This is a genomic window from Kitasatospora sp. NPDC057500, from assembly GCF_042802195.1.
Lineage (GTDB): Bacteria > Actinomycetota > Actinomycetes > Streptomycetales > Streptomycetaceae > Kitasatospora.
In genome coordinates, this window is record NZ_JBHVER010000090.1 from 1 (window position 1) to 14,167 (window position 14,167).

Genomic DNA, 14,167 nt, shown 5'->3' on the forward strand with positions numbered 1-14,167 from the left:
CGCCGGAGCCGCCCCTGGTGCCGCTGTCGGGCCCCTACTTGCCGACGGGCGCCGCCTTCGCGGGCGGCTGCCCCTTGCTGTTCTTGGTGCCCTTGCTGCCCTTGCTGCCCGGCGCGACGATCTGCACGGTGGCACCCTTGACGCAGTTCGTCGTCCCCCGGAACGGCCTGGTCGGGGGCTCGTTGACGAAGACGCACCGCCCGATCGCCGTCGGCCCGAGCGGGGTGGAGGCGTCGTACGACACCCGGACCCGGACGGTGGTCGTCGAGTTGGCGCGGAGGCTGGAGTCCCGGCCCTGCAGGTAGACCCCGGGCAAGTCGCCGGGAATGCCGTCGGAGACCTTCTTCAGCGTGGTCCAGGTGCCGTTCGGCCTGCGGACCTGGACGGTGGCGTGCGGGTCGACGAACAGGGCATTGGCGAGGTTGACGTAGTTCGAGGGCGTGGGGTTCTTCAGCACGGCGTCGAACTCGATCGGCGCGCCACCCGCGACCGCGGTGGACGGGACGCGGGACAGCGAGGGCGCAATGCTCTGAACCTTGATCGTCTTGGTCACCTCGTCCATCCGCACCCACGAACCGGGGGCGGCCACGGCGGACCGCAGGTCGATCGACTGGGTCCAGCCGTTGCTCGCACCGTTGTGCGGCCGACCCATCGGAGCGCCGATCCGCAACTGGACCGTCACGCTGCCGCGCGCCGGAATGTTCACGTCCACGGGCAGGTAGGCCGAGTGGATCACCTTGCCGTCGTGGACACCGCTGTCCAGCGGAATGGGCCTCCACTTACCGGTCTTCCGGTCACGAACCTCCATGGCGATCCCGTATGCCGGCGTGCCCAGGTCACTGGTGGTGCTCAGGGCGAGGCCGAAGGAGGTCGCCCTGGAACCGGTGTTGGTGATGGTCTCGGTGAACTCGACCGGCTGCCCGGCGCCTCCGACCGCGGCCGGGGCGTTGACCCTGAGCTTCGCCGAGCGCACCGAGTCGCTCGCGGAGGCGGCGGGCGCCGACAGCAGGACGGTACCGCCCGCCAGGACGGTCGCGAGGACGGCGGCGGCGCCGGTCCGGGCGGCCGTGCCGCGCACGCTGCGAGGACGGCCGGAAACAATGGTTCGCACAGGAACTTCCCCCCTGGTCTGCTGCACCGTCAGGTGTCAGCACATGATGATTCGCATGGAGATCACACCGGCCCGTAAACCCCTCCCGGAGCCCGTGCACTCAAGGCGCTCCCGCACCTTGCAGACAGTCAGACATGCGACGGGGCGGAGTGGTTGCACACCAACCAAGAATTTCTTTCCGACCCCCCGGTGTGCCACTCCGCCCCCCGCGCGGACGGCAACGGGCCCCGACCGCCGAGCGGTCGGGGCCCGTGTCGCGGGGACCGTCAGGACGCGTACTCGCGCAGGAGGTTGATCATGTTGCGGATCTTCTCTATGGCGTTCTCGGGCAGCGGGTCCGGATTGAAGTGCAGCAGGTCGTTGCGGATCTTCCGGATCTCGTCCAGCCTCTCGCCGAACACCTTCCGGTCCAACGGCCATCCCAACTGGCTCCACGCGGCCGGGTTGCCCAGCACCTGCTGGTAGTGGCCCATCGACAGGCTGTCGAACGAGGCGATGGTCCCCTGCCCGCTCCCGGCGCAGAGCTGCTGGACGTAGGACAGTTCGAAGCCGGTGGCGATGATCTTCCGCAAGCGCTGGTCCAGCTCGCCGACGAGGAGGAACGGGCTCGCCAGCGAGCCGTAGGCCGTGGCGACATCGCTGGCCGTCACGATGCCGACGATCGCCTGCTTCTGGTCCCGGACGAGTACGAACTGGAACTTGACCAGATCGGGCAGCACATCGATCAGATCGTGATCGTAGGAGACCGCGTGTGCGGAGACGATGGCGTCGGAGAAGGTCGCCTCCGGATTGGCGTTCCGGGCCCGGGCGATCGACTCCCAGGTCACCGCACCCCGCAGGTTCCGCCCGCTGATCACCGGGAGCTGCGAGTAGTCGTTGATGGCCATCTTGGTGATGGCCTCCTGGTAGGTGGCGTCGGGAAGCACGCTCAGGATCGCCGGGACGGCCGGCAGCAGGTTGCCCACGGTCAGCCCCGCCTCGGGCTCGTCGTCATCGTCGTCGTCGAGCGGGACGCTCACCGGCGCCGCCCCGAGCGCCGGGGCGGCCGGCGGGACCTCCGCGTCCGCCGTGTCGTCCTCCTCGTGGGCCAGGCCGACCAGGTGCACGACGGAGTCGAAGTGCACCTTGTCGAAGCTCGGCTCGGTGACGAGGCCGTGGTTGGCCAGCTCCGCGTCGATCTGGCTGGTGACCAGGTAGCCGCGCCGCTGCGCGTTCCACCAGCCGACGAGTTCCCGGACGGTCACCGACATGGGCCGCCCGTTGTCCGCGTGCTCGCGGGCCTGCTTGAGCCGCTCGTGGCGTTCGGTGGCCGTGACGTCCTCCGCGCCGTCGAGCGGTTCCGCCGTCTCCTTGGCGATCTCGTCCAGGAACTCCTGGCGCACGGTGTCCAGCGTCCGGCCGTCGTCGAGCGTCCAAGCCGTCCAACCGTCGAACGACCCCCGGCCGACGGCCGCGATCGCCGCCGTCGAGGGGGACCGGAAGAGCTGACCGTCCGTCAGCCTCAGCTTCCCGCCCTCCTCGACGACGGCGTGGTGCGTCTCGTCCTTGCGCGGACGCTGGAAGGTGAGCCGCGCCCCCGGCTCGATGTGTCCGGCCGCGACGAGGTCACCGACCGTGACCCGCCGGCCCTCGAAGGAATACGACTCCCGCCCCATCTGCCCCACCCCTTGTTCTCCCCTGCCCGCATCCTCGGCCACGCGGCCCCCGGCCGTGCAGCCGCCGCACCCCTCGGTGCCGGACGACGCGGCCCATCATGGCGTACGGGATCGGCGCCGATCCAGGAGATTCCGCGAGCGGAACGGGTGCGCGCCCGGACGATGACGGCCTCACCACCGCGAGCCAAGGCCACGCCGGGCGCGCTGCAACCTTTGACGCGATCACCACAATTTCGAAATATATTATTAGCTGTATTTTTCGCAAGACCTTTTTCAGTCACCCATCGCCCCTTGGGGGGCCGGGTGGCAGGATACTCATGAATCATGCTTCAATACGGCTATAGCGGCGGCCGGGAGATTTCGATGATCGTAGCAGTGGTAACGGCATGCTCCAGTGTAGCGATTGCTGCCATGGCTTATTGGATAAACCATCATGGGGAATTGAGCAGATCCCTAAAAAGGGCTCGGATTGAATGGGTAAGCAGTCAGCTGAAGTATCTCTACGGGCCGCTCCTAATTCTCGCCGAGACTAACGAAAAAGCATGGAGCGAGTACCGCAGAAAATACATCTCGCCCGATAGCAGGGGCCTGGACGGTAACCCGCATCCCACGCCGGAAGCGGTGCGCTGGAAGATCTGGGTTGAATCGGTCTTCGCCCCAACGGCCGACAAGATGCGTGAAATCATCACCGCCCGGGGAGACCTGATCATCGGCGGAGAAATGCCGCAGGTGATCCTGGACTTTTGTGCACATGCAGCGACCTACGACGCACTACTGGCTGACTGGGAAGGCGCCGATCGAGGCAAATCGACTCTGATTCGCCATCCCGGAAGCTCGCTCCTTTCGTATATTCGAGAGTCGTACAGTTCACTCAAGGAAGAACAGGCGATCTTACTCATGGCGGCACGGTAGGCCAGCCATGACTCATTGAAGGGAAACTAAAATCAAGGTATTTCTGAGCTGGTCCGGAGAGCGGTCAAAGAAAACGGCGGAGGCTCTATGGTCATGGCTGCCGGACGTCCTCCAGAACATCGACCCATGGCTCTCAAGTCTGGATATTTCTGCAGGAAGCAGAGGGGTCCGGGAGATTACAGACGAGCTTTCTGAAACAAATTTCGGAATCATCTGTACGACTCCGGAGAACCAGTCCTCTACCTGGGTGAACTTCGAGGCCGGAGCTCTTTCCAAGCAAGTTGACGGGGGCAGCGTTGTTCCATTTCTCATCGATATGAAAGTCGCTGACCTGATCAGCCCCCTCAGCCAGTTCCAAGCTGTCATCGGGGACAGTAAAGCCGATGTTCAGAAGCTTCTTTTCGACATCAATGACGCCTCGGGTGACAAAATTCCGCGCGAAAGGCTGGAGCGCGCTTTTCTGAGATGTTGGCCAGAATTCGAGGAAAAAATGAGGAGCATCAACACCCTACCGTCCAGGGACGGCCGCTCAGGCGAATTGGAGCGATCAGAGGCTGACATGACGGAGGAGATCCTCCTCATCGCCCGCCAACTCGATCACCGCATGACAGAGATCGAGAGATACGCGCTCCGGGCGGAAGGGGCCTCCAGGCGGCCATCTCGGGAAATTCGCCGAATCAGCGAGGAGCGGTTTATTTCATCCTCGTTCACAAAAATCGGCTGGGAGGCCGTCCGCTCCTCGTGGGTGGACGAAAGCGTCGTCATCGTCGCACACAGTTTAAGTGATTCAGAGCGGAAACTTTCCCGCGACTTCGTCGAGAGGATCGCCAAGTCCCTGGCTCGGGAGGTAGTCGTGCTGGGGGAATCCGGGGAGGTGATCGCCCGTAGCAACCTCCCTTGATCCCCCCAGCATATTCCTAGCGTTCGAACGAAACCTTGAACGGCGCCGGCATCTTCTCATTCTTCCTTAAACGTCGAAGAACCAAATCCCCCACCTTCTCCGGCTCCACCCAGGCGTTCCATGCCTTGATATAGATTGCCACCTGATCCCGCATGTCCAGCCTGCGCCTTGCCGCCCGCTTCTGTGCTTCCTTCGGAACTTCTCGCAAAGCGAGTCGCGCGTCGCCGGGATCCAGGCTCGCACCTGACTTGAGACCCGATACCCATTCCTCGGTGTCGGCGGCAGGGGCCACCTCAGTTGTCACAAAGTACCCGACAGCTGCCGCCGTCTGGCTCGCAAAGAGGTGCTTTGCCAGCTCGCGACCAACAGTCACCGCATCCCTATATCCATCCTTGTCTGCATAGTATTCAGCCAGGATCTGGTCGTTCGACACCCGGGCGCGGACACCGGTCCAGGGTTCGTTCGGCATCGTCTTAAAGAGAATCACATGACGAATGGTTGAGGCAAACAGAGAAAGATACTTCTCGCCGGTTGATGAAAGCGCGTCCGCTGCACTCCGACGCTTTCCCGTATCGATAACCGGGAAAACTTCCGTCGGCAGCCCGTCGAAAACAAACATCCGCGCGGGGGCGTTAGCCTCAATAATTGCCCGAAGTCGGTGCTGGCCGTCAAGAAGTGCGCCAGCCTTGTCGAAGGCGATCCCCTGGTGAGTTAACTTCCATTCACCGCGAAGGATAGCCTCCGCCAATGCTCGTACCTGCCCCTTGTCCAGGCGTCGATTGACCGAAGCCCTGGACAGGAAGGATTCGGCAATTTCAGGGGTTACCTTGACGATCCGAGAGACGGGGTCTTCTTCAGACATCTCGGGGTCAAATGATTCTTCCGGCCCCTCTGGATCTTCAACAGCGATAGTCATCTTCCTATCGTAAGATCGCTAGAATCAAGCCACTCTCCCTTTGCTCGCAATTGATCACTTCTGATCAATAAAGTTTCATCCAAACACGTTCGACGGCGTACTGGGACCGCTTGTGCTCCCGGAGCTGTCGAGGTCATCAGTGCTCGGGGGCGGGTGGGAGGGTGAGGGTGGCGAGGGCGCCGCCGGCGGGGTGGTTGGTGAAGGTGAGGGTGGCGCCGATGACGCGGGTGTGGCCCTGGGCGATGGTGAGGCCGAGGCCGTGGCCCCTGCCGCGTTCGCGGACGCTGGTGCGGAAGCGCTGGGGGCCGTCGCGCAGGAGTTCCTCGGGGAAGCCGGGACCGTGGTCGCGGACGGTGATCCGGTGGCCGTCGACGCGCAGGTGGATGCTGCCGCCGCCGTGGCGGTCGGCGTTGAGGAGGAGGTTGCCGAGGATGCGGTCCAGCCGGCGCAGGTCGGTGCGGACGGAGGCGTCGGCCGCCACCTCGACGGCCACGTCCAGGCCGGTGAGCGTGACCGTGCGCCGCACCGCCCGTTCCAGCGGCACCGCCGAGAGGTCGGGCAGCTCGGCGTCGGCGTCCAATCGGGAGACCTCCAGGAGGTCCTCGACCAGCGCGCGCAGCGCCTGCACCCGGTTCTGCACCAGCTGGGTGGGCCGGCCCGGGGGCAGCAGTTCGGCGGCGGTGACCAGCCCGGTCAGCGGGGTGCGCAGCTCATGGGCGACGTCGGCGGTGAACCGCTGCTCGTCCTCCAGCCGCCGGTGCAGCTCCCGGGACATCAGGTCGACCGCCGCCGCGAGGTCGGCGACCTCGTCCCGGCCGTCGACGAGTTCGCCGATCCGGGTGTCGGTGCGCCCGGAGGCGATGCCGCGGGCCGCCGTCGCAGCCGTCCGCAGCCGCCGGCTGATCCGGTCCGCGACCAGCACCCCGACCAGCACGGTGGTGAAGACCGAGGCGGTGACGGTGATCAGGATGATCCGGTCCAGGTCGGCGATCGACTGCCGGTCCTGGGCGAAATCGAGCCGGACGGAGAGCACCCCGCCGTGGACGGCGCCCGCCGCCCACATCGACTCGCCCTCGGGCCCCTCGGCGAGCAGCGACCCGCGCCGTCCCCCGGCCGCGAGGACGCGCAGCCGCTCGGGCAGCGCCGGGTCGTTCAGCGCGGCGCGGCGGCCGCCGGTCGCGACGTCCTCGTTGCGCTGGTAGGCGCCGAGCGCCGCGTCCAGCGCGGTGAGCGCGGAGTCGCGCGCCTGGTCGACGTGCTGGCGGACCATCGCCTGGTGGACGAGCAGCCCGACCGCCACCGCGACCAGGACGGAGATGGCGGCGACGGCGGTGGCGATCTGGCGGCGCAGCGTCATTCGGAGCGCCGCAGCTTGTAGCCGAAGCCGCGGACGGTCTCGATCCGCCCGCCGCCGATCTTGGCGCGCAGCCGCTGCACGTGGACGTCGACCACCCGGGTGTCGGCGCCCCACTCGTAGTCCCAGACCCGTTCCAGCAGGACGGCGCGCTCCAGCACGATGCCGGGCGCGGCGGTGAACTCCAGGAGGAGGCGCAGTTCGGTGGGGGTGAGCGGGACGAGCCGGCCCCGCACCCGGACCTCCATGGAGTCGGTGTCCACCTCCAGGCCGTCGAAGCTGCGGACGGGTGTGCGGGGTTCGGGCACCGGGTCGGGCGCGGGCGCGGGGTCGGGCGCGGGGTCGGGCGCGGGCACCGGGTCGGGAGCGGGCGCGGCGGCCGGGACGACGCGGATGCGGCGCAGCACGGTGCGGATCCGGGCCACCAGCACCGCGCTCTCGAACGGCTTGACGACGTAGTCGTCCGCGCCCGCCTCCAGCCCCGACACCACGTCGACCGGGTCGGTGCGCGCCGACATCATCAGGATCGGCAGCTGGCTCTCCTCCCGGATCCGCCGGCAGAGCCCGACCCCGTCGAGCAGCGGGAGCATGACGTCGAGCAGTACCAGGTCGGGCCGCACGGCGTGGAACATCTCCAGCCCCTCCAGCCCGTCGGCGGCCGTGGAGACCGGGAAGCCGTAGCGTTCCAGGGCCATCCGGGTCGCCTCCCGGATCACCTCGTCGTCCTCGACGATGAGGATGCGGGGGTGGCTGGGTGCCGTGTGGTTCATGGCGTGGCCTCCGGGCGGACGAACGGCGTCGCGGTGGGCATCAACGGGCGGACCGGCTGCGACTCCTTGGGCACGGCCGGGGCGGGGGCGACGGGCCGGCGGAGGGTGGGCACGGCGGGCAGCGGGACGGGCGACGCGCCGACGCCGCCGTCGGTCCCGGGCGGGCGGGTGGCACCGATCGGCTTCTCGGCGACGGACGGCGTCGGCTCGGGCTCCGTGGTCGGCCCGATGCCCTGGACCTTCTGGTCGGTCAGGACGAGCCGGGCGCCGTCCCACTGGTAGAGGCGGCTGGTGCGGGACCAGCTGGTGGGGGACTCGTACAGCCACAGCTCGGTGCCGATCGTCTCGGCGCCGAACCGTTTCAGCAGCTGCACCCTCAGGACGGGCAGCAGCCGGTCGCCGGACGCGGTGTAGACGTGCAGCACGTCGATGTCGGCGAGGCCGACCACGACCAGCAGCTCGGGCCGGCCGTCGCCGGTGAGGTCGCGGTACTCGGCGTCGCGGACCTCGCAGCCCGCGCAGGGTTCGAGGGCCCGCCGCTCCTCCTGGCTCACGCCGGGGTCCTTGGTCAGCAGGGTGCGGACGTCGACGGCGGCGACGTCCTGCCCGGTGACGGCCAGGTCCGGGACCGGCTGCGGCGACGGCTCCGGGGTGCGGGCCGCCACGGGATCGGGCGGCGGGGCGGTGGCCTGGCCCGGCCAGAGCGGAATGCTGGCGGGCGAGGGTGTGACGGGCGCGGCCGTGCCGTGGTCGCGCAGCTCGCCGGGGACGGCGCAGCCGGCCGCGAGGGCGAGGGGCGCGGCGGCGAGCAGGGCCAGGAGGACGGCGGCCGGACGGCCCGGGGTGCGGCGGGTGGCGGTGGTGCTCATCCTCCGGTGGCCTCCTGGTCTGCGGCGATGTGCTCGTTCGTATCCGGTGGTAGGTCGTCCGGACGGCACCCGTCGGTTCCCCGGCGGGTGCCGTCCGGCAGAGTAGCCGCAGCCCGGTCAGCCGGCGGAGGCGGCCGGGCCGGCGGGACCGGAAGGACCGGAAGGACCGGCCAGGTCCGCCAGGACGATGATGTTGTCCGTCCAGTGCCCGTCCGCCCCGATCCGGCCGCCGCAGGTGATCAGCCGCAGCTCGGGCGCCGCCGTGTCGCCGTACACGGTGTCGGTGGGGAACTCGTCCTTGGCGGCCTGGACCAGCTCGCGGACCCGGAAGTCCACCGTGCCGCCGTCCTCCCGCCGCACCTGGATCAGGTCACCCGGCCGCAGCTTCGGCAGTCCCCGGAAGACCGCCGGGCCGCGCGCCGTGTCGTAGTGACCGATCAGGACGGCGGGTCCGGTCTCACCCGGCGTCGGGCCGTTGCGGTACCAGCCGACCTCGTCGGCCCGGTCGGCGGCCGGCACCTCGACGGTGCCGTCGGCGTTCAGCCCGAGGCCGGTCACCGGGGCGTCGACGCCGGCCGCCGGCACCAGCAGGCGGGTCGGCGGCGAGGCCGCGAACGGGCGCGGCGCAGCGGTTCCCCCGACGGCTCCCCCGACGGCTCCCCCACCGGTGGCGCTGCCGGTGGCGGCAGGCGTGGTGTCCCCCGCGCCTCCCGCCGCCGTTGCGGCCCCCGCGCCCTGACGGGCCGAGGTCTCCACCCGGACCACCGGGGGCTCCCGCTGGTCCGAGAGCGCCACGGTCGTGCCGAGCACCAGGCAGAGCAGCCCGGCCGCCCCGAAGACGCTCCGGTTCAGCCCGCCCGGCCGCGGCCCGCCGTGCCGGGCGCGCCGGGCACGGTGCCCGTGGCGACGCCCGCCCCGGTGGCCGTCGTCAGCCGCGCGCACCGGAGCGGCGGCGCAGCACGGCGAAGCCGAGCGCACCGGCGCCGACGGCGGCGACCGCACCGCCGGCGGCCAGCTTGAAGCCCGACGAGTCGCCCGCGGTGGACCCGTCGCCGGCCTGGGCGGCGCCCTTGGGCACCTCACGGACCTGCGGCTTGGCGTCGGACGGGGCGACCGGCTGGGCCTCCTTGCCGGTGACGTCGCGGGTGAGCGACGGCACGGGGGTGAGGGGGCGGGTGGCGTCCTTCGGCAGCGGGGAGACCGTCGGCTTCGCCGGGGCCTGGCTCGGAGCCAAGGTCGCGGTCGGGGTGGCGGGCGCGGGCGCGGGGGTGACCGCAGCGGTGGGGGTGGCGGCACCGGAGCCGCCGTCGGCCCAGGCCTGCCCGCCCGTGACGGCGGTCAGCAGCGCGGCGCCGGTGAGGGCGCAGACGGCCGACAGCCGCAGAACGGCGCGGTTCCTGGTCGTACGCGTGGCCATGCGAACTCTCCATTCGTTCGGTGACGCGGGGTCCGGCCGGTGCGGCCGGTGCGTCGAGACCGACGGTAGAAAGCCCGTGTCGCGGTCCCCGGCCGGTCGTGTCACAGCGGCTCATCGGCTGCGTAACGGCCGGCGGCCGGGGTGCTCCCCGGCTCCGCTCCCCGTGCCGCTCCCCTGCGTCACTCCCCTGTGTCACTCCCCTGGTCCTAGGCCGCCGGGCCCAGCACGGGCCGAACCGCGGCCGGAGGTCCCGGGGGCGCTCGGTCCGTACGGTGGAGGCATGGGCGTCGACCTCGACGAGTACTTCGCGCGGATCGGGTGGGACGGTGAGCGGGCGGCCACGGTGGCCACGCTCCGGGGGTTGCAGCACGCGCACGTGCTGGCGGTCCCGTTCGAGAACATCGACGTGATGGCGGGCACGGTGCCGTCGCTGGACGTGGCCGATCTGGAGGCCAAGATCGTCACGGGCGCGCGCGGCGGGTACTGCTTCGAGCAGAACACGCTGTTCGCCGCCGTGCTGGAGCAGTTGGGCTACGACGTCGCCCGGCACACCGGACGGGTGCGGGCCGGCGCCCGCCCCGGGGAGGTGCGGCCGCGCACCCATCTGGTGCTGTCCGTGCGGGTGCCCGGGGCGGGCGGGACGCGTCAGCTGGCCGACGTCGGGTTCGGGTCGGTCGACGCGCTGCTGGAACCGCTGCCGATGGTCCCCGGCCTGGCCCGGGAGGCCCGGGGCCGGCGGCACCGGCTGGTCCTGGAGGAGGCGGACGGCCCGGTGCCGGTGTGGGTGCTCCAGATCCGGTCGGACGACGGGTGGCGGGAGCTGGTGTCGTTCACCCGCGACCCGGCGCCCGCGCCCGACATCGGCATCGCCAACTGGTACGTGGCCACCCACCCGCGCTCGCGCTTCCGCCGCCTCTTCGTGCAGCGGACCCTCCCCGACGGCCACCTCTCCCTCGACGGCACCAGGCTCACCCGCACCGCGCAGGACGGCACGGTGACGGTCGAGGAGCTCGACGGCGAGCGCGGCATCCGGGAGGTGCTGGAGGCGGAGTTCGGCATCGTCCCGCCACCCGGCGTCCGCGCCCACCGCTGAGCGGCGGTCACTCGGTGCGGTAGGCGTCGAAGACGGTCTGGTCGAGGGTGTTGCCGTCCGCGTCGGTCAGCTCCGCGCGCAGCGAGACGCCGGCGCCCGCCGCCGGGTTCCGGACCGTGACGGCGCCGTCCTCCACCGGCAGGCGGGTCCAGGAGGCACCGCCGTCGGTGGACGCCGAGACCGTCAGCGCGCGGACGCGGCCGTCGGCGGCGGCTCCCTGCACGGTCACCGGCACCCGGACCGGGGTTCCGGCCGGCGCGGTGCCGGCCGCGCTCAGCTCGGGCGAGAACCGCACGACGCTCACCGGCACCGGCACCGGGTCCGATCCGCCGGTGGTGGCCGAGGCGAACGTCCAGGAGGCGTTCACCCGGCTGGTCGCCCCGCTCGCCGCCTTGCGGGTCACCGTGGCGGCCAGCCGGTACGAGGCCGGCCCCGGGGGCACGGTGAACTCGGCGCGCCCGGCCGCGCTGTCCGCGCCGGAGCGGGTGCCGACCAGCACGCCGTCGCGGTGGAGCGAGGTGTACGCGGTGTCGAAGGACGGCGCCGACGGCACGTGGCCGTCGCCGTCGGCGAGCAGCGGGAGGTTCGTCGTGATCGTGTCGCCGGCGCGCTCGACGCCGTGGCGGTCGGTGAGCGCCGGGCCGAAGAGCGGGTTGTCGAAGGTCTGCGTGGTCACGGTCCCGGCCCGGACGGCGATGCGGTCGGCGGAGTAGAAGTTCGTCCGCCCGCCGGGGGTTCCGGGGGCCCCGAAGGTGACGTCCCAGGTGCCGCGCCCGGGCGTGACGTAGAAGGTGACGGCGCCGGGGACCGTCATGACGAGCGGGGCGCCGACGGTCGGCCCGACGCCCTGTCCGGGGGTCGGCGACAGGTCGTACGGCACCCTGCTGCCCTCGGCGCCCGGCCGGGCGCCGCCGCGGATCTGCAGGGCGGCCAGCTCCTGCACGGTGTAGTGGTGGGTGAGCCCGGTCAGCACGCGGGTGCCGGAGAAGGTCTGGCCGAGCGCGTAGCCGGCGGTGTCGCCCATCCAGTACGCGTCGAACCACTGCCGCACCGACCCCGGCTCGGCCTCCGGTCCCAGGTGCGCGACGCGCAGGGTCGGCGTCGCCTTGACGATGCTGGCGCTCCTGGTGGTCCCCTCGTGCGTGACCTCGACGAACATCCCGCTGTTCAGCAGGCGCGCGGAGCCGTCGGTCGGCCGCACGTCGACCGGGACCGTGGTCCGGGCGTCGACGGTGACGGTGGTGTCGCGGTCGAGGTCGAGGCGGGGCTGGACGATCCAGTCGTCGCCGTCCTGCCACCTGGCGGTGTAGAGGTCGCTCTCCAGCAGGTACCGGCCCTTGGGCAGCCGCACGGTGCTGACGCCGGTGGCGTCCTCCCGCTCGACCGCCTCGCGCGCGTTCGCGCCGGCGCCGGAGATCCCGGTGACGGAGGTGCGGTACTTCTGCGGCACCTGGCCGGCGCGGTCGATGTGCCGGATGGTGAGGGTGTACGTCTCGGCCTCCGCGGCGGAGGCCGTGCCGCCCCAGCCGGGCGTCGCACCGCCGACCAGTGCGACGGAGACGGCCAGGGCCCGGAGAACGTTCCGGCGGGGTACAGGAGTAGTGCTCATGCCCTGACCTGCCCGCACGGCCCCCGGGGTTCCTGTGATCCGGACCACTGCCGCGGCGGGTCCGTCAGGCGCGGTGCCTGGCGGCGGACAGGCCGCGGCCCAGGTCGAGGAGGCTCAGGCCGAACATCACCACGCCCAGCGGCACGTGCGGCGCCGGCGCGTGGGCGACGCCCAGCACCACCTGGACCGAGGCGAGCACGAGGAACCCGGTGGCGTACAGGACCGGGCGGGCCGGGCCGCCGCCCGGGCGCCAGGCCAGGACCGCGGCCAGCAGGTAGAGCATCGAGGCGCCGTACATCACCCGCGCCCCGACGCCGTGCAGCGTCTCGCCGTAGGTGGTGGAGAGCAGCAGGCCGGCGGTGGACGCCTGGAAGAGGATGGCCAGGGTCTGCAGGGCGACCGCGGCCTGGAGGAACGTGAAGCCCCGGCGCCCGGCGGCGGTCGGTACGGCGGTCGGTACGGCGCTCGTTGCGGTGCCCGCTGTGGTACCCGGTGCGGCACTCGTCGGAATGACCATGGTGCGGTCCCTCTTCCTGTCTCGCGGCGGTCGGTCGGTAGTGTCCCGGTGGTTCGACGACGCAGGCCCGCGAAGTGTGAGGCCGGTGCGGAAGAGGCGGGGGGCGGGCGGCATGGACACCGGGAACGAACGGCTCACGGAGGCGGTCCTCGGCGAACGGCGCCGTCTGATCAACCTCGCCTACCGGCTGCTGGGCTCACCGGCCGAGGCCGAGGACGCCGTGCAGGAGGCCTACGCCCGCTGGTACGCGATGCCGCCGGCGCGGCGCCGGGCCGTCGCCGCACCCGGTGCCTGGCTGACGACGGTGGTCGGCCGGGTCTGCCTGGACGTGCTCGGCTCGGCGCGGGTGCGGCGCGAGCGCTACGTCGGCCAGTGGCTGCCCGAGCCGCTGCCCGACCGCACGGAGTGGCTCGGCGGCGCCGGGGGCGGGCCCGCCGACCCGGCCGACCGGATCACCCTGGACGAGTCGGTGGGCATGGCCTTCCTCGTCGTGCTGGAGTCGATGACGCCGGCCGAGCGGGTGGTGTTCGTCCTGCACGACGTCTTCCGCTACCCGTTCCCGGAGATCGCCGCGATCGTCGACCGGACGCCCGCGGCCTGCCGCCAGCTCGCCTCCTCGGCCCGCCGGCGGGTCCGCGCCGCGCAGGTCCCGCCGGCCGGAGAGGCCCGGCAGGCCGGGCAGGCCGCTGTGGTGCGGCACTTCAGGGAGGCGTGGGAGGCCAAGGACATCGAGGCGCTGGTCGGCCTGCTCGACCCGGCCGCCACGATGGTCGCCGACGGCGGCGGCCTGGTCGGCGCCGTGGTCCGCCCGGTCGAGGGCGGCGCTCGTATCGCCCGGTACCTGGTCCTGATGGCCGAGAAGGCGCCGGGCCTCACCCTCCTGGAGCGCACCGTCAACGGCGCCCCCGGCCTGGTCGCCCAGCGCGACGGCGTCACGGCGACGGTCGCCGCCCTCGACCTCGTGGACGGCCGGATCACCCGCATCTGGGCCGTGCGCAACCCGGAGAAGCTCGGCCGCTGGAACTGACGCGGGAACCGGGCCG

Annotated in this window: 14 protein-coding genes; 4 read left to right on the top strand and 10 right to left on the bottom strand. The window is 71.1% G+C overall.

What is annotated here, in order from left to right; translation table 11 throughout:
• Positions 1-34: 34 nt before the first annotated feature.
• Positions 35-1,111 (bottom strand): hypothetical protein, encoded by a 1,077-nt coding sequence (locus ACFU74_RS20115; protein WP_380758495.1) that lies wholly within the window; start codon positions 1,109-1,111, stop codon positions 35-37.
• Positions 1,112-1,377: 266 nt separating this feature from the next.
• Complete coding sequence (locus ACFU74_RS20120) at positions 1,378-2,766, bottom strand: CBS domain-containing protein (protein ID WP_380758563.1); 1,389 nt, start codon at positions 2,764-2,766, stop codon at positions 1,378-1,380.
• 324 nt (positions 2,767-3,090) lie between these two features.
• On the opposite strand from ACFU74_RS20120, the gene ACFU74_RS20125 reads away from it, so the two are divergent.
• On the top strand, positions 3,091-3,678 hold the full coding sequence (locus ACFU74_RS20125) for a hypothetical protein (RefSeq protein WP_380758498.1): 588 nt from the start codon (positions 3,091-3,093) through the stop codon (positions 3,676-3,678).
• A gap of 43 nt (positions 3,679-3,721) precedes the next feature.
• Positions 3,722-4,579: a TIR domain-containing protein gene (locus ACFU74_RS20130; RefSeq protein WP_380758565.1), complete on the top strand. Its 858-nt coding sequence runs from the start codon at positions 3,722-3,724 to the stop codon at positions 4,577-4,579.
• 16 nt (positions 4,580-4,595) lie between these two features.
• On the opposite strand, the gene ACFU74_RS20135 is transcribed toward ACFU74_RS20130, so the two are convergent.
• The 6 genes from ACFU74_RS20135 to ACFU74_RS20160 form a co-directional block, all read right to left on the bottom strand.
• A complete protein-coding gene (locus ACFU74_RS20135; RefSeq protein ID WP_380758500.1) occupies positions 4,596-5,495 on the bottom strand; it encodes a hypothetical protein in 900 nt (299 codons plus the stop codon).
• A 136-nt stretch (positions 5,496-5,631) separates the two neighbouring features.
• Entirely contained in the window at positions 5,632-6,852 is a 1,221-nt protein-coding gene (locus tag ACFU74_RS20140; protein WP_380758502.1) for a sensor histidine kinase, read from the bottom strand.
• A complete protein-coding gene (cseB, locus tag ACFU74_RS20145; RefSeq protein WP_380758505.1) occupies positions 6,849-7,619 on the bottom strand; it encodes a two-component system response regulator CseB in 771 nt (256 codons plus the stop codon). The genes ACFU74_RS20140 and cseB overlap by 4 nt, the downstream gene beginning before the upstream one ends.
• On the bottom strand, positions 7,616-8,488 hold the full coding sequence (locus tag ACFU74_RS20150) for a hypothetical protein (RefSeq protein WP_380758507.1): 873 nt from the start codon (positions 8,486-8,488) through the stop codon (positions 7,616-7,618). Before ACFU74_RS20150 ends, cseB begins: the two co-directional genes overlap by 4 nt.
• A gap of 117 nt (positions 8,489-8,605) precedes the next feature.
• A complete protein-coding gene (locus ACFU74_RS20155) occupies positions 8,606-9,430 on the bottom strand; it encodes a class F sortase (RefSeq protein WP_380758509.1) in 825 nt (274 codons plus the stop codon).
• Positions 9,417-9,905, bottom strand: a complete 489-nt coding sequence (locus ACFU74_RS20160) for a hypothetical protein (RefSeq protein ID WP_380758511.1) — start codon at positions 9,903-9,905, stop codon at positions 9,417-9,419. Before ACFU74_RS20160 ends, ACFU74_RS20155 begins: the two co-directional genes overlap by 14 nt.
• A gap of 280 nt (positions 9,906-10,185) precedes the next feature.
• Here ACFU74_RS20160 and ACFU74_RS20165 point away from each other — a divergent pair, with 280 nt between their 5' ends.
• Positions 10,186-10,998 (top strand): arylamine N-acetyltransferase, encoded by an 813-nt coding sequence (locus ACFU74_RS20165; protein ID WP_380758513.1) that lies wholly within the window; start codon positions 10,186-10,188, stop codon positions 10,996-10,998.
• A gap of 7 nt (positions 10,999-11,005) precedes the next feature.
• Here ACFU74_RS20165 and ACFU74_RS20170 read toward each other — a convergent pair whose 3' ends face one another.
• Both ACFU74_RS20170 and ACFU74_RS20175 read right to left on the bottom strand, forming a co-directional pair.
• The gene (locus ACFU74_RS20170) at positions 11,006-12,607 is read right to left on the bottom strand and encodes a serine protease (protein WP_380758515.1); all 1,602 of its coding nucleotides are present in this window, start codon (positions 12,605-12,607) and stop codon (positions 11,006-11,008) included.
• A gap of 64 nt (positions 12,608-12,671) precedes the next feature.
• Entirely contained in the window at positions 12,672-13,124 is a 453-nt protein-coding gene (locus ACFU74_RS20175) for a hypothetical protein (RefSeq protein ID WP_380758517.1), read from the bottom strand.
• Between the two features lie 112 nt (positions 13,125-13,236).
• Between ACFU74_RS20175 and sigJ the strand changes: the two genes are divergently transcribed.
• The gene (sigJ, locus tag ACFU74_RS20180) at positions 13,237-14,151 is read left to right on the top strand and encodes an RNA polymerase sigma factor SigJ (RefSeq protein ID WP_380758519.1); all 915 of its coding nucleotides are present in this window, start codon (positions 13,237-13,239) and stop codon (positions 14,149-14,151) included.
• The last annotated feature ends 16 nt before the right edge of the window (positions 14,152-14,167 follow it).

Coding starts and splice junctions, on each gene's coding strand:
- ACFU74_RS20160 (WP_380758511.1), bottom strand. CDS start 9,905: ATGGCCACGCGTACGACCAGGAACCGCGCCGTTCTGCGGCTGTCGGCC.
- ACFU74_RS20165 (WP_380758513.1), top strand. CDS start 10,186: ATGGGCGTCGACCTCGACGAGTACTTCGCGCGGATCGGGTGGGACGGT.
- cseB (WP_380758505.1), bottom strand. CDS start 7,619: ATGAACCACACGGCACCCAGCCACCCCCGCATCCTCATCGTCGAGGAC.
- ACFU74_RS20140 (WP_380758502.1), bottom strand. CDS start 6,852: ATGACGCTGCGCCGCCAGATCGCCACCGCCGTCGCCGCCATCTCCGTC.
- ACFU74_RS20135 (WP_380758500.1), bottom strand. CDS start 5,495: ATGACTATCGCTGTTGAAGATCCAGAGGGGCCGGAAGAATCATTTGAC.
- ACFU74_RS20170 (WP_380758515.1), bottom strand. CDS start 12,607: ATGAGCACTACTCCTGTACCCCGCCGGAACGTTCTCCGGGCCCTGGCC.
- ACFU74_RS20120 (WP_380758563.1), bottom strand. CDS start 2,766: ATGGGGCGGGAGTCGTATTCCTTCGAGGGCCGGCGGGTCACGGTCGGT.
- ACFU74_RS20125 (WP_380758498.1), top strand. CDS start 3,091: ATGCTTCAATACGGCTATAGCGGCGGCCGGGAGATTTCGATGATCGTA.
- sigJ (WP_380758519.1), top strand. CDS start 13,237: ATGGACACCGGGAACGAACGGCTCACGGAGGCGGTCCTCGGCGAACGG.
- ACFU74_RS20175 (WP_380758517.1), bottom strand. CDS start 13,124: ATGGTCATTCCGACGAGTGCCGCACCGGGTACCACAGCGGGCACCGCA.
- ACFU74_RS20150 (WP_380758507.1), bottom strand. CDS start 8,488: ATGAGCACCACCGCCACCCGCCGCACCCCGGGCCGTCCGGCCGCCGTC.